18 protein-coding genes and 1 pseudogene are annotated in these 20669 nt (G+C 61.5%); 4 read left to right on the top strand and 15 right to left on the bottom strand.

Translation table 11 applies throughout. The features are described 5' to 3' along the window. From FFM81_RS25200 to FFM81_RS25160, 9 genes are all read right to left on the bottom strand, one after another. Positions 1-954 carry an ABC transporter ATP-binding protein gene (locus FFM81_RS25200; protein WP_138386017.1) on the bottom strand — a complete coding sequence of 318 codons (954 nt, stop codon included), beginning with the start codon at positions 952-954 and terminating at the stop codon, positions 1-3. Beyond that, positions 955-1971, bottom strand: a complete 1017-nt coding sequence (locus FFM81_RS25195; RefSeq protein ID WP_003568656.1) for an ABC transporter ATP-binding protein — start codon at positions 1969-1971, stop codon at positions 955-957. Positions 1972-1979: 8 nt separating this feature from the next. Beyond that, entirely contained in the window at positions 1980-2897 is a 918-nt protein-coding gene (locus tag FFM81_RS25190; protein ID WP_003568657.1) for a dihydrodipicolinate synthase family protein, read from the bottom strand. Positions 2898-2915: 18 nt separating this feature from the next. Further along, positions 2916-3794, bottom strand: a complete 879-nt coding sequence (locus FFM81_RS25185; RefSeq protein ID WP_138386018.1) for an ABC transporter permease — start codon at positions 3792-3794, stop codon at positions 2916-2918. Positions 3795-3796: 2 nt separating this feature from the next. Beyond that, positions 3797-4756: an ABC transporter permease gene (locus FFM81_RS25180; RefSeq protein WP_037092124.1), complete on the bottom strand. Its 960-nt coding sequence runs from the start codon at positions 4754-4756 to the stop codon at positions 3797-3799. 93 nt (positions 4757-4849) lie between these two features. Next, a complete protein-coding gene (locus FFM81_RS25175) occupies positions 4850-6445 on the bottom strand; it encodes an ABC transporter substrate-binding protein (RefSeq protein ID WP_138386019.1) in 1596 nt (531 codons plus the stop codon). After that, positions 6429-7172, bottom strand: coding sequence for a FadR/GntR family transcriptional regulator (locus tag FFM81_RS25170; RefSeq protein WP_138386020.1), 744 nt, complete (start codon positions 7170-7172; stop codon positions 6429-6431). Before FFM81_RS25170 ends, FFM81_RS25175 begins: the two co-directional genes overlap by 17 nt. Positions 7173-7862: 690 nt before the next feature. After that, positions 7863-8348, bottom strand: coding sequence for a VOC family protein (locus tag FFM81_RS25165; RefSeq protein WP_128398890.1), 486 nt, complete (start codon positions 8346-8348; stop codon positions 7863-7865). A gap of 359 nt (positions 8349-8707) precedes the next feature. Further along, complete coding sequence (locus FFM81_RS25160) at positions 8708-9316, bottom strand: J domain-containing protein (protein ID WP_128398891.1); 609 nt, start codon at positions 9314-9316, stop codon at positions 8708-8710. A 129-nt stretch (positions 9317-9445) separates the two neighbouring features. On the opposite strand from FFM81_RS25160, the pseudogene FFM81_RS25155 reads away from it, so the two are divergent. Then, positions 9446-9649: pseudogene (locus FFM81_RS25155) on the top strand (LysR family transcriptional regulator); the annotation flags it as partial. A 418-nt stretch (positions 9650-10067) separates the two neighbouring features. Continuing rightward, a complete protein-coding gene (locus tag FFM81_RS25150; RefSeq protein ID WP_138386021.1) occupies positions 10068-12239 on the top strand; it encodes a TonB-dependent siderophore receptor in 2172 nt (723 codons plus the stop codon). A 378-nt stretch (positions 12240-12617) separates the two neighbouring features. On the opposite strand, the gene fhuB is transcribed toward FFM81_RS25150, so the two are convergent. From fhuB to FFM81_RS25135, 3 genes are read right to left on the bottom strand one after another with little or no spacing between them, the layout of a single operon-like run. Then, the gene (gene fhuB, locus FFM81_RS25145; protein ID WP_138386022.1) at positions 12618-14582 is read right to left on the bottom strand and encodes a Fe(3+)-hydroxamate ABC transporter permease FhuB; all 1965 of its coding nucleotides are present in this window, start codon (positions 14580-14582) and stop codon (positions 12618-12620) included. Continuing rightward, positions 14579-15412 carry an iron-siderophore ABC transporter substrate-binding protein gene (locus FFM81_RS25140; RefSeq protein WP_138386081.1) on the bottom strand — a complete coding sequence of 278 codons (834 nt, stop codon included), beginning with the start codon at positions 15410-15412 and terminating at the stop codon, positions 14579-14581. Before FFM81_RS25140 ends, fhuB begins: the two co-directional genes overlap by 4 nt. A 32-nt stretch (positions 15413-15444) precedes the next feature. After that, a complete protein-coding gene (locus FFM81_RS25135; RefSeq protein WP_138386023.1) occupies positions 15445-15936 on the bottom strand; it encodes a GNAT family N-acetyltransferase in 492 nt (163 codons plus the stop codon). Positions 15937-16101: 165 nt separating this feature from the next. On the opposite strand from FFM81_RS25135, the gene FFM81_RS25130 reads away from it, so the two are divergent. After that, on the top strand, positions 16102-16758 hold the full coding sequence (locus FFM81_RS25130) for a sigma-70 family RNA polymerase sigma factor (protein ID WP_138386024.1): 657 nt from the start codon (positions 16102-16104) through the stop codon (positions 16756-16758). Here the strand turns inward: FFM81_RS25130 and FFM81_RS25125 are convergent. From FFM81_RS25125 to FFM81_RS25115, 3 genes are read right to left on the bottom strand one after another with little or no spacing between them, the layout of a single operon-like run. Continuing rightward, entirely contained in the window at positions 16649-17836 is a 1188-nt protein-coding gene (locus tag FFM81_RS25125) for a PLP-dependent transferase (protein ID WP_138386025.1), read from the bottom strand. The genes FFM81_RS25130 and FFM81_RS25125 overlap by 110 nt on opposite strands. Before the next feature lie 10 nt (positions 17837-17846). Next, positions 17847-19256, bottom strand: coding sequence for an MATE family efflux transporter (locus FFM81_RS25120; RefSeq protein ID WP_138386026.1), 1410 nt, complete (start codon positions 19254-19256; stop codon positions 17847-17849). After that, a complete protein-coding gene (locus FFM81_RS25115) occupies positions 19253-20242 on the bottom strand; it encodes a GNAT family N-acetyltransferase (protein ID WP_173883879.1) in 990 nt (329 codons plus the stop codon). The genes FFM81_RS25120 and FFM81_RS25115 overlap by 4 nt, the downstream gene beginning before the upstream one ends. A 194-nt stretch (positions 20243-20436) precedes the next feature. Here FFM81_RS25115 and FFM81_RS25110 point away from each other — a divergent pair, with 194 nt between their 5' ends. Further along, entirely contained in the window at positions 20437-20655 is a 219-nt protein-coding gene (locus FFM81_RS25110) for an MbtH family protein (protein WP_138386028.1), read from the top strand. Positions 20656-20669 lie beyond the last annotated feature (14 nt).

Here is a 20669-nt window from a genome sequence, read left to right as displayed (position 1 = left end):
TCAGTCGAGGTCGTCGCGGATGCAGGCCTTGAGGTGGCCGGGTGCCACTTCCCGCAATTGCGGAACGGCGCCGGCGCAGGCCTCGAGCGCGCTCGGACAGCGCGTGCGAAAGACGCATCCGCTCGGCGGATCGGCCGGGCTTGGAATATCGCCTTTCAGGATTTGCCGGTTACGGCGGGCATCCGGATCGGGCGACGGAATGGCCGACAGCAGTGCGCGCGTATAGGGATGCTGCGGCCGCGCATAGAGATCGGCACTCGGCGCAACTTCCATGATGCGGCCGAGATAAAGCACGATCACCCGGTCGCAGATATATTCGACGACGGCGAGATCATGCGAGATGAACAGCATGGTCAGACCGAGCCGCTGCTGCAGGTCGCGAAGCAGGTTGATCACCTGTGCCTGGATCGACACGTCGAGCGCCGAGACCGGCTCGTCGGCAACGATGAATTCGGGCGACAACGTCAATGCCCGGGCGATCCCGATGCGCTGGCGCTGGCCACCGGAAAATTCATACGCATACCGATTGATCGCATCTGCGGGCAGGTCGACCTCGGCCAAGGCCGACCGCGCCCGTTCCAGCCTGTCTGGGGTGCTGCCGATTCCCTGGATCTTCAGGCCCTCCGTCAGGATTTCGCCGATCGTCATGCGCGGCGACAGGCTGGCGAACGGATCCTGGAAAATATACTGCATGCGCGGCCGCTGGCGTCTGAGCGCCGAGGCGGTCAGTGTTGTCAGTTCATTGCCGTCGAAGCAGACGCTGCCGGACGAAGGCTCGACGAGGCGGAGGACGGAACGCCCGATCGTGGTCTTTCCACTGCCGGATTCGCCGACCAGCCCTACGACTTCGCCCTTGCCGATATCGAAGGAGATGCCCTGAAGAATGTTCAGCCGCGTCCCGCGGGAGGTATAATGTTTCGAGAGGTCGCGGACGGAGAGCAGCGGCGCACTCATCTAGATCTCCTGCCATCGGATGCAGCGGCTGCGGTGCTGCGGATTGACCTGTTCCAACGCGGGAACGGCAGCGCGACAGGCTTCGATCGCGAATGTGCAGCGCGGCGAAAATGCACAGCCGCTCGGCATGTTCATCAGGCTTGGAACCATGCCGGGAATGGCGGCGAGTTTTTCGCCGGCCTGCTTCATCCGCGCGGCGTCGCCAAGGCGCGGCATGGAGGCGAGAAGGCCTATCGTGTAGGGATGTTTCGGATGGCGGAAAACTGCGCCGACTGGCCCCTCTTCGACGATGCGGCCGGCATACATCACCGCGACGCGATGGGCGATTTCGGCGACCACGCCGAGATTGTGGGTGACGAAGAGCATGGCCATGCCGCGCTCGCGCTGCAGCTTGAGCAGCAGATCGAGTATCTGCGCCTGGATCGTCACGTCGAGCGCCGTGGTCGGCTCGTCGGCGATCAAAAGCGCCGGATCGCAGGCGAGCGCCATGGCGATCGTCGCACGCTGCCGCATGCCGCCCGACAGTTCGTGCGGATATTGGCCGGCACGGCGCCGGGCGTCCGGGATGCCGACGCTTTCAAGCAGCGTGACGGCTGCATCCATCGCCGCCTTGCGGTTCGCCCGGCGATGGATGCGGATCGGCTCGGCGATCTGGTCGCCGATGGTGAAAACCGGATTGAGGCTCGACATCGGCTCCTGGAACACCATGCCGATGTCGTCGCCCCGGATCCTGCGCATGCTCTGTTCGTCGAGAGAAACAAGGTCCCGGGCTGCGCCGTCCCTCGTCGTCAGGCGGATGCTGCCTGCGGCGATCACACCGATGTTGCGGGTGAGCAGCCGCATGACCGACAGGCTGGTGACCGACTTGCCGGAGCCGGATTCGCCGACGAGCGCCAGCGTCTCGCCGGCGGCGACGGTCAGGTCGATATCGTTGACCGCCGTGATCTCGCCGCCGCGGATACGGAAGATCGTTCGCAATCCCCTGATATCGAGTACCGGTTCGGCTGCCTGTTCCATCGGTTCGCTCAGTTCAGCAGGCCGGTTGCGCGCAGGATCTCGTCGATCCGCGTCGTTTCCGCATCGTTGAGGCTGGCACGCGGTCGCGGCATGACGGCTGTGTCGATGATGCCGAGGCTGCGCATGGCGGCCTTGAAGGCGCCGATGCCTGCCGCCCCGCCGCTGACGCGGCCCTGGGCGACCCAAACGATCTCGAAGAGGCGGCAGAGACGCTCCTGTTCCTTCCTCGCGGCGCCCCAGTCGCCGCGCTGGGCGGCATTCCAAAGCCTGATATAGCCGTGCGGATCGACATTGGCGATGCCGGGAACGACGCCGTGAGCGCCCATCAGCAGGGCGGTGTCGACGACGATTTCGGAGCCGGTCATCAGGAAGACGTCCTTGTGTTCGGCAAGATCGAGGAGCGCATAACGGAAATTGCCGTCGTCACCGCTGGAATCCTTGAGGCCGATGATCGCGCCTTCGCTCGCAAGCGTGACGACCGTCTGGCGCTGCAGCTTGACGTGAACGCAGACCGGAATGTCGTAGGCGACCAACGGAACGTCCACCGCATCTCTGACATAACGGAAATGATCGAGGATCTCGGACTGGCCGGTGACGGTATAGAATGGCGCCGTCACCACGACCGCGTCGGCGCCAGCTGCCTTTGCGACCTTGGCATGGGCGATGACGCGATCCGTGGTCGGATCGATGACGCCAACGATCAACGGCACGCGGCCATTCACCACCTTGGCCGAATGTTCGATGATTTCGCGCCGGGTCTTGTCGTCATGGAAGATGACTTCGCTCGTCGAGCCGAGCACGAATACGCCGTGGCAGCCGGCACCGATCAGATGCTCGAGCACACGTGTATAGGAGGGATAGTCGACGGTGAGATCCGGATTGAGCGGTGTTACGACGGGGGGGACAACACCCTTGAATTTGGTCATGTTCGCTTCTTTCGATTGTCAGTTCAGTTCGGCACGCGGGTCGAAGGCATCTCTGAGGCCATCGCCGATGAAGTTGATGGCAAGCACGGCGAGGATCAGCGCGGCGCCGGGGAAGAGCCACTGCCACGGATATTGTTCGAGCACGGCGGTGGAGCGGGCTGCGTTCAGCATGTTGCCCCAGCTTGCCGCCGGCGGCGCGATGCCTAGCCCGAGGAAGGACAGCCCCGCCTCGAGCAGAATGGCATTGGCGATCTGCAGCGTTGCATAGACCACGAGGATATCGATCGAGTTCGGCAGGCCATGGCGCAAGAGCAGATGTCGGATGCCGGCACCCATGCCACGGGCGGCCATGACGAAATCGCGTTCACGCAGTTCCAGCAGCCGCGAGCGGATCATGCGCGCCAGCAGCGGCCAGGAGAGCAGGGAGATGACGAGCACTGTCGGCCAGATGCCGGTGCCGGCAATCGAGGCGAGCACGAGCAAGAAGATGACGGGCGGCAGGGTCATCACCAGATCGACGAAGCGCATCGAGGCGGCGTCCGTCCAGCGGCCTGCAAGCGCCGAGATTGCCCCGAACAGAAAACCGATGACCGCGGAAAGCGCGGTCGACGCGACGGCGACGAGCAGCGAAATCCGGCCGCCTTCGAGCACGCGGGCAAAGACATCGCGACCGACGCCGTCGGTTCCGAACCAGTGCGTTGCCGTCGGGCCGCTATTCATCGCCAGAAGATCGATATCGTTTGGCTGGAATGCCCACCATAGCGGATAGGAGAGGATCAGCAGCAGCATGGGAATGGCGATGCAGACGCCGGCAACGGCTGCGTGGTTGAGCAGGAAGCGGCTGAAGGCGCGGGTAAGCGGCCCCGGGCTGCGATGTTCTGGGGAGCGTGCCAGCATGGTCAGCCCACCTTGATGCGCGGATCGACGACCGCATAGGTGATGTCGGTCAGAAGATTGACGACGATGACGCAGGTGCCGATGACGAGCGTCGCACCCATGATGACGGGGTAGTCGCGGGTCTGAACGGCATCGACGAGCAAAAGACCCATGCCCGGCCAATTGAAGACGCTCTCGATGAAGATCGCGCCGCCGATTGCAAGCCCGATGGTGGAGCCGATCAGCGTGACGATCGGAAGAAGCGCGTTGCGCAAGGCATGTTTGCTGATGACCCAGAACTCGCGGACGCCTTTGGCGCGGGCCGTGCGCACGTAATCCTGGTTCAGGACTTCGAGCAGCGAAGCGCGCATGTACCGCATGATCAATGCGGCTTGCGCGACAGAGAGAAGGGCGGCGGGCAGGATCAGATGATGGAGGAGGTCGCTCACCGAAAATTCCTCGCCCGGCGTCAGCATGCCACCCGATGGCATCCAGTGCAGACGGACGGAGAAAATATAAAGGCCGATCAGTGCGCTCAGAAATGCCGGGCTCGAAATGCCGGCAAGCGCAACCACCGACAAGGAGAGATCGGCAATTGAATTCCGGCGGACGGCGCCGATCACCCCGCAGGCGATGCCGAGGACGATGCTAAAGGCCAGTGCGGTGGCCATCAACAGTACCGTCGGGCCGATCCGCGACAGCACCAGGCCCAGAACCGGCTGATCGAGACGCTTGATCGAATACCCGAGATTGCCGGTCAGCGCCTGCTGCAGCCAGCCCATGTACTGAATGGGCAAGGGCCGGTCGAGCCCGAGACTTCTGCGCAGATCGGCAAGATCCGACGGCGCCATCGGCAGGTTCGGATCGATATAGGCATCGATCGGATCGCCGGGCGTCAGGCGCAGCAGCAGGAAGATCAGCATGCTCAGGGCAACGAGCATGCCTATTCCTATGACCAGGCGTCTGAGACTGTATCGGAGCATCGTCAATCCGTGTTGTCAGGCCGTCTTGCCAGCTGTCTTGCCAGCCGTCTTGTCAGGGTGGCTGAAGCCACCCTGAAGGCTTTGCGGAAACGCCTATTCGGCGATCGACCATTTCTGCGGGCCGGCCTGGTAGGGGCCGCCGCCCGGCGCCGGCGTCCAGACAAAATCCTTCAGCTTGGTCGAGACGATGCCATAGCGGTTTGCCACCCAGAGTGTCGCCCAGGGCAGCTCCGTGTTCATCACCTTGCAGACGTTCTGATAGGCGGCATCCCGCTTGGCGCTGTCGGGCTCGGCAAGCGCGCTGTCGAGTGCCTTGGTCAGATCGGGCATACGAACTCTGGCGACGTTCGGCCCGGCCGGAGGGATCTGCTTTTCGTTGAGGCCGACATTGATGCTGCCGGCATCCGGCCCGTTCTGCAGCCCGGCGTAAACCATCTGGAACTGGGCAATATCCGGCGTCGCATTAAGCACGATGCTGTTATAGGTCGGCGCATCGACGGCGCGCGGGACGATGTTGATGCCGACCTGGGCTAGCATCGCCTGGACGGCGGCAAGCACGTTGGTGGCAAGCGGCGTGGTGTAATAGGTCAGAAGCGTGATCGGCTTGCCGCCGTTGATCTGGTCCCAGCCGGCGTCCTCCAGCAATTTCTCGGCCTTCTCGGGATCATAGGCATAGCTGTCGATATCAGGAGGTATCAGCTGTCCGGCGACATAAGCGCAGTTGGCTGGCTTGGCTGCGCCGCCATAAAGGCTTTGGATGATGGCATCGCGATTGATCGCATACATCACCGCTTGGCGGACGCGCACGTCCTTCCAGAGCGGGGAATCGTGGTTGAAGCCCAGATAGTTGACGACGAAAGAGTTACCTTCGATGACCTTGAAGTCCTTGTTGTCCTTGAAGGTCGGCACGTCGTTCGAATCGACATAGGTGAACTGGATTTCGCCGGATCTCAGCGCCGCGATCGCTGCGGCCGGGTTGGCGAAATAGCGATTGATGACGCGTTCCAGGGCGGGTTTGCCACCGCGATAATCGGTGTTTGCGGCAAGTTCGACATACTGATCCGAGACATATTTGGTGAATTTGAACGGCCCGGTGCCGATCGGCGCGGTGGACCACCAGGTGTTCTTCGCCAGCTGGTCGGCCGGAATCGAGGTGAGCGCATGCTCGGGCAGCATCATCACCTTGGTCATCGTGTCGGGAAAACTGCTGCTGGGGGCGCTGAGCTTGATGACAACAGTGTGATCGTCCGGTGTCTCGACGGACGATATGCCCTTCAGCCGAGCCGCGAGCACCGAGCCGGTCTTTGCATCCATCGCAAGGCCCATGGTGAATTTCGCGTCCTTGGCGGTGAACGGTTTGCCGTCATGCCATTTGGCGTCCGTCAGCTTGAACGTGTAGGTCATCTGGTCCGGGCTGACCTCGTAAGAGCTTGCCAGCGCGCCTACGACCTTCTGCAGCTTCTCGTCATAGGTGATCAGCGGTTCGTAGTAGATACTGAGCCAGGTGAAGCCGGCGGTGGCGGCAAGCGGATTGAAGTTGCCCTGGAAGCCGCCGGGGCCGACATCGAAACCGCCAGACAGCGTGGCCGCCCGGGCCTGGATGGCGACGCCCGAGACGAGAGCCGGAACGGCGGCCGTCGACAGCAGGGCGGCAAGCGCGATAGCGGATAATCTAGACAGTCCTTTCATGTGTTCCTCCCATGTTTGAATTTGTCTTGTTGTTGGCAATCACCCGGGCAATACCCTCATAGTGGCGATCCAGGCGCCGGCGCGCCTCCTCCAGATCTTTTGCCTCGATCGCATCGACGATCGCCGCGTGGTCGCGCCAGGTCGCCATCGGATCGGTATTTTCAAGATTGACGAAATCCGAGGCCTTGTAGAAGGCGAGCCAGAACACATCGATCAGCCGTACGAGCGTTTCATTGTCCTGGCAGCGAAACAGCAGCCGGTGGAATAGCTGGTCATCGGCCGCAAAGGTTTCACCCCGCTCGGCATGGGCGCGCATTCGGTCGACCGAGGCGCGCAGTTCGGCGATGTCCTCCTCGCCGATCACATCGATCGTCTTGCCGATCAATCCCACTTCCAATGTACGCCGGATTTCGAGCACTTCCTCGATCTGCCGCAGGGCGCCGCCGAGCCCGTAGGCGAGGTTGTCGAGAAGCGGCTCGAAGGAAAACGCCTTCACGAAGATGCCGACGCCGCGCCGCGTCTCCAACACGCCGAGCGATTCCAAGGCCTTGATGCCTTCCCTCAGCGAGTTGCGGCTGACGCCGAGCTGGGTGGCAAGCTCTCCTTCCGCCGGAAGCAGGGTTCCGGGCGCAAGGCCATTGTCGTCGATATAGGCCCGCAGACTTTCCTGCACGGAGACATGCAGTAGCGGCGCGCGCGTCAGCGGCTTCATCGATTTCAATGTCATGCGGTCACTTTCTGGTGTCGTAGATTAGTGCGTTACTTATATACTTGTAGGATATCTGTCAACTGGTGCGGCTCGATGTCGGTGCGGGCCCTGCTTGCCGTCCGCCGTCGAGTTGAAGCTGCGCCTCTTCCAAATCCACCTCCCGTGTATTTCCCTGGGCCGCGGAGTTCACCCGAAAAGACGATGTGCTTGCCCTAATGATTTTGTACCCGGTGATGACAGTCGGTCGTCAACATTGCGTCACATTGAGCCAAAATCTTACCGATGCCGGAGTGGTGGGTTCAAATCCGCTCAACTGCAGCGGATATATGCCCACAACGGGTTCGTCAGCTCATTGGCAAACCGAACCGATAGTCGCGCGATGGCCGAACAGCCACATTGTCGGCGGCATCGGGATGTGACGAACTGGCAACCCTCTCGGCTGAACGACGGCGGCAGAAGAAGGATGGCCTTACGCGCCTCAAGGCGGAAGGCAAGGACGCTTTCCTAGACTGATGCGGTCGAGATCGCCGGCGATTGCCGACGGGCCTCATGTTCAGAGCGCGAGCATTACTCGGGGACGTCGCACCCAATCTGCCGATGGGAGATGATCCCGCTATGAAAGTGTCATCTCCTGCGACTAGTGCCACGCCGGCAAGCTTGATCCCAGATCGCAGCAGGGGGGGAGGCGCTAAGCGCCCTCTCCTTTGATCATGGGGCGGTATTCCCTCGGCGTGCTGCATCGATCACCGCAACGTCGATTTTCCTCATGGTCATCATTGCGTCGAACGCACGCTTGGCTTCTGCGCCGCCTGCTGCGAGCGCGTCGGTGAGGGTGCGAGGTGTGATTTGCCAGGACAGACCCCATTTATCCTTGCACCAACCGCATTCGCTTTCCTGACCGCCATTGCCGATGATGGCATTCCAATAGCGATCTGTTTCTTTCTGATCCGCGGTGCTGATCTGGAATGAGAAAGCTTCGCTGTGCTTGAATATCGGGCCGCCGTTCAATCCGATGCAGGAAACACCTGCCACGGTGAACTCGACGACCAGGACGTCCCCCTCTTCTCCACTGGGATAATTTCCCGGCGCCCGGATGATGGCTCCGACGTTGCTGTCTGGGAAGGTGTTGGCGTAGAAGCGGGCCGCTTCCTCGGCGTCCTTGTTGTACCACAGACAAATGTTGTTCTTAGACATCGCGTCCTCCTGGTGGTTATTCTTCAGATCGAGAGTGACCTAATGAACATATGACGCACCAACCGTCGACGATCCGACAACCTGATCGACACAGCAGCTTATTTTTTCGCTATTGCGTTTTCCACGACGCCTCTTGAGCGTACCGCAGCTATTTTCGAACAGTCGCCATCGACAGCGACTCGTTTGAAGGTCTAAACTGCCTCCGCATAGTTTCGAGCTCGGGATAGGTGCCGGACCTTCATATCGATACCTCGAAGATCAAGAGCCGCAATTTTCGCTGAATTTGCGGTGCTAGTTGACTGTCATGACCGCGGGGCCGTGGGTTCCATTCCCACTAAGGCTTCCAGCGCGTATCGCAACTAGCAGAAGCCGTTGAGCTTTAGGATTTTATGAGCGTCAATCGTCGCCCGAAGAGCCGACTCGGCCGTGCGGTCTCCATCGTTTGCGTCGGGATGGTGCATCTTGAGTCTCTGCCTGTAACGGCTTCTGATTTCGTCCGGCGTAGCGTTTGGCGAAAGATCAAGCGTTTCGAATGCTTTTGCTTCCAGCACTTTAAGTTTGCGGGATTGAAAGGCAGCTTTGGCTGCTTGGCTTTGTGCAGCGCTTTTTCGCGCATTGAGCGTCTTCGCGGTCCCGGAGCGAATTGAGGAGGGAAGGGGAGTTTCTGAAGAGTGATCGACTCTAACGCCCCAGCTGGGGCGGCTGCCACTTGCCGCTTCCCTCTGATAGCGGGCCGTGACGGGGTTCGACAGTTTCGTCACATAATTGTAGCCTTCGCCGTATTCTTTTGCGTGGTTACGACAAAACAGCAGGAATAGCCCCTCGGCATCCGCTCCCACTGGGGCGCGATGGACGCCTTGTTTGTCGCATCCATCCCATTGGCATCTCGGGCCGTTTGTGTCCCGATGTTCGGCCGGCTTGTTTCGCGTTGGTCTCAGGCCAACGAAAATCTTTGAATCAGACGTCATCGCGCCTTATATGGCCATGCTGCCGGCCACGGCAAGATCGCTCTTGGCAGACGCGGATTGCTTGGCTGTCGTTAGATCAACGGTACCGCACCCTAAACGACCGAGATCTTGAATGTTATCTTTGCGGGTGTCTATTTACAATCTGGTGGGCTTGGCATCAACTTGGTGCCGGAATGGACGCAGGATCTGCCGAACCCCGGTTTCAAGTTGACGAAGGTACCCAGTAATAATTTCAAGATTGGCCTCGGTGTCGCCTGGAACCGCGAGGATCCGACCGCCCCGCTTGACGACACCATCGATATCGCGCCGTTGCTTGTGCGGCCGGGCAGGTGAGGGAGTGCAGGCCGGTCGTCGGTTACGAGCGCCGCCAGTCGCATCGGTCGGAAAGCGGAACACTCGGTCGTGGGGCAGTCGGTCCCGCGGTGCCCAGGCCATCGTGTGACGCAATTTCCCGCTTTGCAGGGCGCTCGGTCCTGTCGCTAATACTCAAAGCTCCGACACGCATCTCTCTCCATCAGTCGACCCATTGGATTCATAAATGACGTTCGCCGTCCGGCTGAAGCGCTGTCTATTCCCTCGCCGTCTCGGCGGCGGGCCATCCGTCGCTGAGCGTGATACTGCCTGCAACCTATTCGCGAGGGTCGCACGCGCAGGCCCATCGCTTAAAGATGACTAAAATAATCATCTTAAGTTGACAAGGCCAAATTCGCTCCATAGGTTCCGCGCGCATCTGTGACGTAGGGACCAAGTGATGGCGCTTGTTTTTTTGAATGTTTCTAATAATCTACCGCGAATTTATCGAGAGGGCCTGTTTGCTACGACGGCGGTCATTCTGATCGGCATGGCAGCGTCGCCGGCTGTTGCGCAGAGTGCCGCCACAAGCGATACCGCGACGACGCTGGAACCGATCGTTATTCAGGGTGCAGCCTCTGATAGCAAGACTGATCGGACATCGGTGACCGCCAAGAACAGCGCCGGCGCGACCAAGATCAGCACGCCGCTCGTCGAGACGCCGCGTTCGGTCTCGGTCACCACCGAGAAGGAAATCGAGCAGCGCGGCGCCCAGACGGTCATCGAGGCGGTGCGCTATACGGCCGGCGTGACGACAGGAACGAGCGGCTTCGATCCACGTTTCGACCAGATCTACATTCGCGGCTACAACGCCACGACGGTCGGCGACTATCGTGACGGATTGCGCCAACCCTACATCAATTACGGCATGTTCCGCACCGATCCGTATCAGCTGCAGCGCGTCGAGGTGATCAAGGGACCGGTATCCGTTCTCTACGGCTCGGGATCGCCGGGTGGCCTCGTCAACAAGATCTCGAAGCTTCCGACTGAGGAGCCGATACGCGAAGTCGGCATGAGTTACGGCACCAAGGACCGGGTGCAGGGGATGTTTGATTTCGGCGGGCCGATCAGCGAAGACAACGACGATTTCCTCTATCGCATCGTCGGCGTCGCCCGCCGCGGCGACACCAATTTCGATATTACCGACGATCGTTATCTGCTGGCGCCATCCTTTACTTGGAAGCCCGACGAGGGCACGTCCTTGACGGTATACGGCCTGGCGCAGGCGGATGAGACCGACTCCAATGTCGGCGCGATCACGACCTTGGACGGCAGGATCCGCGACATCAGGCAGAGCGATCCCGACTATGACTACCAGAAGGTCAAGCAGCAGCAGGTCGGCTATCAGTTCGAGCATGAATTCGACAACGGCCTGACCTTCCGGCAGAACCTTCGCTATTCGCATCTCGATCTGAAGGCCCGTTATCTCGAGGTTACCGGCTGGACCGGCACCGTCGCGCATCGCGGCACAAATGCGATCCGGGACGAGATGAACGTTTTCCAGGTCGACAATCAGCTCGAGGCGAAATTCGATACGGGCCCGCTTGCGCATACGATGCTGTTCGGGCTCGACTACACCAATCTCAAGTCGAGCTTTGGCTATGGCGCCGGAGCGGCCGATCCGGCATTTGACTTCGATATCGCCAATCCGACCTATGGAGTCTCGGGCGCTACGCCGGACTATAATGTCTTGGCTTCCGATGCCGATATGCGGCAGGTTGGCATCTACGCCATGGACCAGATCGAGGTCGGGAACTGGCGCTTCAACCTCGGCGGCCGGCAGACCTGGGTGAACCAGACACGCGATTCGACCTTGCCTACGGTCAGCTCGGAGGATGTCGACAAGAATGCCTTCTCCGTACAGGCCGGCGCACTCTACCTATTCGACAACGGCATCGCGCCGTTCGTCTCCTACGCGACCTCCTTTGATCCGGTCACCAACCGATCGGCAGCCAACACAATTCTTCCGCCGACGAAGGGCGAGCAATACGAAGTCGGCGTGAAGTACCAGCCTCCCGGCTCCGACATCCTGCTATCGGCCGTCGCCTATCACATCGTCGAGCAAAATAAGCCGAGGCTCGCCGACCCGCTGACCTTTGCCTACGACTCGCAAGGGGAAGTGACCGGAAAGGGTATCGAGCTCGAAGCCCGGGCGGCAATCGCCGACGGTCTCGATATCATTGCAGCTTACACCTACAACGACTCCGAAGTGACCGGCGGCGACAACGTCGGAAAGACTCCGGCCGTCACCCCGACCCACATTGCGAGCCTGTGGGCGAACTACACTTTCCAGGAAAGCAATCCCTTCAACGGTCTGTCGGTTGGCGCCGGCGTGCGCTACATCGGCGAGACCTGGACGGATGTTGCCAACACCTCGAAAAATCCCGCGACTTTCTATGTCGATGCATCCGCCTCCTATGATTTCGGCGCTGTCGACAAGAAATACGAGGGCCTGACGGCAGCGTTCAACATCCGCAACATCGGCGATGAGCGAGAAACAGTTTGCGAGGAGGGCTTCTGCTATCTCGGCCAGGGCAGGAACATGACCGGCACGCTGAAGTATCGGTGGTAAGCTTGGCGGTTGAGATGAACGGGCGGTTAGGCCCGACCTTGATTACCGATCATCCTGTCGCCCACCAGGCCTCCATGGCTTGGTGGGCGACAGTCGTTCGTTGTCACCGCAGCGAGTTGTTCGGTTCGCCTTGCAGACGGGCATCTTCGTACCGCGGCAGGGATATTTGTGCCGTGAAATTCTGGCCGGATCATCGCTCCCTTGAAGACGTTCCCGCGCTGCGGACGCAAATCCCGATGTTCGGCATGAATTCCGTAGCGTGGCGTCACTGCAGCGAAGCCAGCCCGCTGCCGGACGGGCGCCATTCGGTGGTGTCCCGCCGTGCGCCGGTGATGGGGCCTGCGTTGTCCCGGGCCCCCCAATCAAAGACGAACGCCTTCACGCCCGCCTTCGTAAAACGATCAGCAGCATTGGGGCTCCCACAAGAGCCGAGATCAATCCGGCGGGGATCTGATAGGGAAAAGCGATCATACGCCCCGTCCAGTCGGCGATGACCAGCAGGGCCGCTCCGATGATGGCGGCGGCCAGAAGCTGGGCGGCGGGCCGGCGAAGACCGAGACCATGGGCAAGGTGCGGTGCCATCAACCCGACGAAGCTCAAGGGGCCGACGACGAGTGTCGCCGCCGCCGTCATGATGGCGGAGAGCCCAAACAGCACTGCGCGTGCGGGAAGGATCCTGAGGCCGAGTTCGCTTGCCGTCTCGGTTCCAAGTTGCAGCAGGGCAAGCCAGCGGCTGGCGAGAAATGCGGCGATGAGGCAGGCGAGCGCAATCAGCAGCGCGCTTGCCGCCACCGCATTGTCGACAAAATAGGTCGAGCCCGCCATCCAGCGTATCAGCGCCAAGCCGCGCGGATCGCCGCTCGCGGCAAGGACGCCGATTCCGGCGTCGAGGATCGCGCCGAAGGCGATGCCGGCGAGCAGCACGCGGTTCGGGCCGAAACCGGAACGAGCGCTCAACAGGAAAATCACGGTCAGCACGGCAAGGGCGCCGCCGCCCGCGAACGCAAGCTGGATTGTCAGGCTCGGTCCGGCAAAAGCAAACATGGCGGCGGCAACACCGAGCGTTGCTCCTGCCGATACGCCAATCACTTCAGGGCTTGCCATTTCGTTTCCGGTCAGCCGCTGCAGGATCAGTCCTGTCACGCCGAGCACGGTTCCGGCGCCGAATGCGGCGGCGACCCGCGGCAGCCGCAGGGGAAGAATTTCATCCCATGAACCGGCCGGTAGCCAAGCCCAGGCGCCGTCGGGTGTGCGGCCGAAGAAGATCGCGGCAATCGCCAATGCGATGATGCCGGCGAGCAGGACGGCGAATGATGCCGCTCTGTTGTCGATCGCGGGCCCTGGCGACGCCACGCCGGGCAGCGTGCGCGAGGCGGTGGCAAGGCGTGGCAGAAGAGCGATCAGAATTGGTCCGCCGAGCAGTGCCGTCACCGCCCCCGTCGGCACGAAGTCGCCGGGAGCAAGAAGCTTGATCGCCTGATCCGTCAGCAGGAGAAGGCCGGCACCGGCAACGGGCGACCAGATCAATTGGCTGAGGATCCGTCTTGCGCCGGCCAGCCGAACGATCTGCGGGGCCACCAGCCCGATGAATCCGATGACGCCGACGGCGCTGGTGACGAGAGCACTCAGCGCAATCGCGATCGCCAGGATGAAGCCCCGCGTCCATTTGATCGGCAGGCCGAGGCTGGTCGCGCCGGCATCGCCGAGTTGGCTGAGCGCCAGCGGCCGCGTGGCCAGCAGGGCAAGTGCCGCCAGCAGCGCCACCTTCGGGAGCAACGATGCCGGGATCGCCCAGCTTTGCTGCGACAACGATCCGGCGCCCCAGATGAAGATCCCCGAAAGATATTGATCGTTCATCAGCACCAGGATGGCCGCTGCCGCGCCGCACCAGAGGCCGACGATCATGCCCGACAATATGAGCGAAAAAGGCGAAAACCCATGCCGGGCGCTGATCGAAAAGATGGCCAAGGCAGCAAGCGCACTTCCGCTGAGCGCGACTGCGTCGCGCCCCCATCCGGTCAGTGACGGAAAGGCGAGCATCACGGATACCAGCGCCAGATTGGCGCCGGCCGATACGCCGAGCGTCGTCGGCGAGGCCAGGGGGTTGCGCAGTACCTGCTGCAGGATCGTGCCCGAGAGTGCGAGGGCGGCTCCCGTGATCAGCGCCGTTGCCATGCGCGGGAGCGTCGAATAGAGGAGCAGCAGGTGCTCAGCGTCGTAACCGCCTGTCGCCTCCAGATGCGGCAGCGCCGGGAGGACGTCGAGGATAGCCAGGCCCAGGCCTGAAAGCAGCAGCAGCGCCGCGAGTGTGGGCGCGCCGAAGCGGGAAAACTCGGCTTTCATCGGGCGGCAGTCTCCAGAACAGCGACCATCAAGGTCGCAAAGCGCAGCGCCTCCTGGACCATTCCAAACATCAGCACGCCTGGAACGACCGAAATCCTCTGCCGCCTGACGAAGGGAAGGCTGGACCAGAGCGGGCTTTCCAAAAGCCGGGTCAGGACATCGGGCGGAAACAGCGGCGACACGACGACGAGGTGGACCTCTTCATCGAGTTCGGCGAGCTGTTCCAGGCCTATCGTTTGAAACCCCCAGTAGTTGGCCTCGCCTTTCCAGGCATTCTCAAGGCCTATGCGTCTCATGGCGCCGCCGTAAAGCCCAGGACCGCCGTAGATGCGCGCATGCCTCTGGTCGATGAAGTTGATGACGGCGACCGGAGGCGCGAACAGGTTCCCCGCCCGCTCGCGCAGTCGGTCGAACGTGGCGTCGGCGTGGGAGAGAAATGCCTCCGCTTCCTGCCGCCGCCCGATCAAGGTGCCGAGACGCCGCGTCTCGGCATAGGAGCGATCGAGCGCCTCGCCGTTCTCGGCATAGACGGTGAAGGTTTCGACTGGCGCGATGCGGGCGAGTTTATCGTCCAGCGCTGCCAGGAACGGCGTGCTGAGGATGAGCGATGGCCGCAGGCTGGTGAGGACTTCGAGATTGATCTCCGACGTGGTGCCGATATCGACGACATCAGGCGGCATGGGCGGCTCGACGACCCATTCCGCCCAGTTCCTCAGCGCAGCAATCGCGCGCGGCACGCTGCCGAGCGCCAGCATCGTCGATGCCAATCCATAATCGAGCGAAACGACGTCGCTATCGCCGGCGCGCGTAGTAGTGGGCGCGCCGGTCATTGCCAGCGCGCCAAGAAGAAAGTTTCGTCGTCTCAAAGCGCGGTCTCACCTGCCTGGACCGCAGCGAGCGGCTTGACCATGAACAGACACGGGTGATCCTCCTCCCACAGCGTGGCAAAGACCTCCGCTCTGACGAAGCCGTTCCGGTCATAAAACCGCCGCGTCGCCTCGAATTGCGGTTCGTCGAGGCGGCGCGGGGCGAGCGTCTTGGCCGTCAGCAGTCGTGGGCCCGCTTGATGGCCGAAGCGTTCGGCCTCGTCGAGAAGATGGCGTCCAGCACCGCGGCCGTGATATTCGGGGCGCGTCGCAATCAGTGCGATTTCGACGGCTCCGGGCAGGTGCCGTTTCAAGGTCATCAACGCCGTCACGACGTCCGCCTCGACATAGCCGAACACCGGCAGATCTTGGACCGCAGCGGCACTCGCTTCGATGACCTCCGGTTCTGAAAACCAGTCGGGCAAGGCCCCCAAAATCGAGCGGCAGAGCTCCACCTTGCCTGTCAGGATCTCAACTATTCTTCCCATTCTTTTCTCGCCTTCAGCCGGTCGATTTAAACTTGACTCTAGTTATCATCTTAAAATAGACACTGCAATCAAATCGTGCACTTCCGCTCGAAAAAGGAGCGCCAGGACCGAACCGAGCAGCAACGACAGAGCCTGATTTTCCATTTGTAAAAAGGGTACAGGACAATGCGAGCATCGCATCGTGATGTGAACGGCAATGCCGTGGTCAACGCTATGATCGAGAACAAGAAGAAACTCCTCAAAACGATTGAAAGCGTTGTCAAATCAAGATCATATTCCGAGGACATCTTTCAGGACGGAGTCATCAAAGCCTATGGGGTGAAAATCGACGACATTCGTTGCCCGATCGGTTATGCCTTTCGCATGGTTTATAATCTCGCACTCGACGAGAGCCGCCGTCAGCGCCAGCAGATGAACAACTATAGGTCGATAGACCAGGTTCAGGAGATCACTGCTCCCATCCCCACCGTGCTCGATCAGTTGGTCGCTGCCGAGACCCTGCGCGACGTGCTCGCCTCGCTGGAAGCGCTGCCGAAGCGTACCAATGATGCCTTCATCCGCCACCGCCTGAACGGTGTGCCGCAGAAGGATATCGCGGCCGAACTCGGCGTCTCACGGACGCTTGTTAATTTCATGATCAAGGCGGCGGAGCAGCATTGCCATTCGGCGATCACCGAACCCACCCGCCCCGATCATGAACATCGGCAGGATCTTACCGCCGCGCGGCGTGCAGCGCCTGCTCAAGGTCGCTCCAAAGCATTTCCGGTTCTTCCAGCCCCACGGCGAAACGAATTGTCTGTTCGCTCACGCCGAACCGGATGAAAGTGGTTATCCGGTCGGGGATCTGCAGCGCCACCTTGGCCGGGACCACGAGCGTTTCCGGTCCTCCCCAGCTGACGCCGAGGCGGATTTCGCGGAGCGCATTGACGAAGCGCGCGACGTCGATATCGGGCGTGAGGTCGAAGGAGAAGAGCCCGGCATAACCCGACAGCGTCGCCCGGCCGGGATGGTCCTGAAAGACCGGGTGGCGAATGCGGGCGATGTCGGGATGCTGTTTCAGCCGCCCGGCGAGCAGAAGCCCGCTGCGCTCATGCTCCTTGAGACGGACGCGCAGTGTGCGCATGCCGCGCAGCAGGAGCCAGGCCTCGAAGGGCGAAAGCTTGGCGCCGACATAGGGATAGGAGGTCGAGTTGATCCTGGCGATCGCCTCCTTCGTGCCGACGACGACGCCGGCGACCGTATCGCTGTGGCCGCCGAGATATTTCGAGGCGGCGTGAATGACGATATCGACGCCATGCTGGATCGGCTTCTGGAAGAGCGGCGTCGCCCAGGAATTGTCGATGATCGTGGTAACGCCGGCCTCCTTCGCCATGGCCGACAGTGCCACGATGTCCTGAAGCTCGAAGACGAAGGAGGAGGGGTTTTCGAGATAAAGCAGCTTGGCGCCCGGCAGCGCCTTGCGCACCTCGTCATGGTCGGAGGGATCGACGAAATCCACCGTGACGCCGAGCCTGCCGAGCAACTTCACGAGAAGGCGGTAGACGTCATTATAGAGGTGACGGACCGCCACGACCCGGTCGCCTGCTTCCACGAGGCTGAGGATGGTGGAGGTGATGGCCGCCGTTCCGCTCGAAAAGGCCCGCCCGTCCTCGGCACCTTCGAGGCGCGCGACCAAGAGTTCGAATTCGCGGACGGTCGGATTGTCGCCGCGCGAATAGATGAAATTGCGCGCCCGGCCGGCGAAGACATCCTCCATTGCTTCGTAGCTGTCGTAGGTGAAGAGAGAGGTCTGGAAGATCGGCGGCGACACGGCGTTGAAGGCGGCCGGATCGACGGGCGTGAAGAGATCGTCGGCGGCCGCATGGGCGCCAAGGTCGCGGAGGCTGAAGGATTGGTTCATGATGATCCTCTCATGGACAAAAGCGGGGATGGGAACGGATAGCGGTTAAAGGTTCGGCCGCGCGCTGCCGGAGCGCGCCGAGCGACCGCGCCAGGCAGAAGCATGACAGCAGGCCGGTCAGCGCCGAGGCCAGGAACATGGCCCAGAGCAGGCCCGAAAAACCAAAGAAGGGCGGCAGGAGCGCAAGCAGCGGAAAGAGCAGATATCCATTCTGCGCCAGGCCGACGGCAAGGGCGGCTTTCGGCCGGCCCTGCGCCTGAAAGAGGACCAGCAGTGTTTGCCTGACGCCAAAGAGCAGGAAGGGAAGATGGGTCGCGATGATCACCTGTCCTGCGATCGAAACCACCGATGCATTGTCGGTCAAGAACGAGGCGAGATGTTCGGAAAAGATGACCGCCGTCAGTCCGTAGACGCCGCCGACCGCGCTCGTGACGGCGGTTAGTATGCGGGTCGCCGACCGCACCCGTGATATATCCCCACGGCCCCAGGCGAAGCTTAGGATGGACTGCGCCCCGAGCGAAATGCCGATGACGGGCAGTGCGCCGACCGCAAGCAGCCGCAAGGCGATCCCGACGCCGGCAATGCCGTCTTCACCGTGAAAGGTGCCGGCGACCGACAACATCGCGGCGATTGCGCCGGCCGTTGCAAGGCTCGTCAGCGTCGTCGGTGCGCCCACGGCAAGGATCGGCTTGAGATGCCTGAGGTCGCCGAACCGCCAGCCGAACGTCGGCCGGATCGTGCCGAGCCTTCTGGCATGATAGGCGCCGTAGATTGAGAGCGCCACGAGCTGGGAGAGGATGGTGGCGATTGCCACGCCCTGTAGACCGAGGCCGAAGCCGAAGATCATGATCGGGTCGAGGATCATGTTCAGCGCGAAGCAGGCGACCAGCGTCCACATGCTGAAGCGGGCATTGCCCTCGGCAATCGCCAGGAAATCGAGAATGATTTGCGCCATCGTCAGCGGGATCGAGACCGCGATGATGAGCAGGTAATGCTGCGCGAGCGGCTCGAGGGCGGGCGTTGCGCCGAACACCAGGAAAGATGGGAAAACGACGATGACGACCGCGCTTGCTGCGCCGAAGGCGACGCCGGCGGCCAGGCTGACCGAGGCGAGCGTGCTCGCACGTGACCGCTTGCCGGCGCCGAGCGCCCGCCCGACCTCGGTGGCCACACCGACGCCGATGCCTTCGCCGAAGGCGGCGACGAGCATGAGGATCGGCAGCACGATCATGATCGCGGCGATCTGGTCTTCGCCGATCATGCCGACGAAGACCATGTTGATCGTGTGATGCGCGGCATTGATCGACAGGCCGAACATGGCAGGCAGTCCGAGCCGCAGCAGCAGCCGGAAAAGCTGCGGGCTGGCAAGATCTTCCGGTGCAAGGCTAGGTTTCCGCAGGCTGCCGCTCATGTCGTTCATGACGCTGGGACCCAGAGATGATCGCTGAAGAAGCGCTCTCGGCTCAGCATGACGAGAAGCGCCCGCTTATGCGGAAAATCGAAATGCTTGACCTTTGCAAAGCCCGAGCGGTCGAGATTGCGGATCTGCTGATCGTGACTGGCACGCGGCTCACCGACGATGCGCCTGGTGCGCGGATCGTCGAGGAAGATGAAATGCATCAGCGAGGGAAGCCACGCGCTGATCCATTTCTTGCCGCGATAATCGGGTTCGCCGACTGCGACATGCCATCCGCGATCGTAATCGTCGGCATCGTAGTAGGGGCCGAGCCGGTTCTCCTTGGCCCAGTAGACTTCGAAATAGCCGAAGGGAATGTCGGCGAAACTGCCAATCAGCGGCAGGACATGCGGATCGGCGATCCTCTCTTCCAGGATCTCTCGGTGCTTGTCGATCGAGCCCGCATCCTCCCAGATCGTGTTGACCTGTTCGTCGTTCATCCAGCGATGAAAGGCGGCAAGATCGGTCTCGGGATCGGCGACCCTGAGGGTGATCTCCCGTTCCAGCCACGGGATGAAGCGCTGGTAGACCGTGCCCTTCGGCTTTGCCGGCCGGCGCGGATGATAGCGGCCCGCGGTCATCTGCTGCACCGGCGGCAGCGGATAGGAAAGCTGCGGCAGCCACAGCGACGGCCATTGCCACAGGATCTCGGAATCGAGTCTTCCGCCTGTGCCGGCAATATGCGGCGGGAGGCTTGCCTGGTGGCCGTCGAAAATGACCGATTTGATCGAGCGGTCCTGCGCCGTCACCGCCTCGGCGGCCGCCATCAGAAGCTCCGCGGACTGCATGGGATTCCCCTCGTAGAAGGTTAGCGAGGCGATGCCGGCTTCGACTTCGAGGGCGACTTCGTGATTCCCGTGCACGGTGTTGAGATGGACGATATTGGGGGCTAGCCTGACATAGCTGCGCGCCTGCAGAACCCGCCTTTGTTTGGCGGCGTCGAAATCCATAATGTTCTCCTTGATCGGCAGGGCTTTTGATGCTGCGAGCATGAAGTGTGCTCTTGTGACGATTTGATAGAATGACGATCCATAGCTGGGTGGATTTAGGGGCGGACGAAGAAAAAAATTCTCAGCGGTTGTCTAAACTCCTGATGACCAGATCCGTCATTTGCGCATGACGTCAATCTCCGCAGGAGCTTCGAATGGACAATCTTGAGCCCCCCGACGATCTCTGGATCGTCGTCATCGACACCGAGCATCACTACTCGGTCTGGCCACAGGACAAGCGGATTCCGCTGAGCTGGCAGCCGGCGGGTTTTGCCGGTTCGCGCCAGGAGTGCCTGGCCCATATCCGCGGCGTCTGGGCCGACCCGCGCCCGCTTTCCCTGCGCTCGGCCATGGCCAGTAACGCGCGTCTCTGAAACGTCTGGATGGC

The organism is Rhizobium hidalgonense, from assembly GCF_005862185.2.
In the GTDB taxonomy this organism is placed as follows: domain Bacteria; phylum Pseudomonadota; class Alphaproteobacteria; order Rhizobiales; family Rhizobiaceae; genus Rhizobium; species Rhizobium hidalgonense.
Note: the sequence above shows the minus strand (reverse complement) of the source record. Positions and strands in the feature narration are given on the sequence as shown.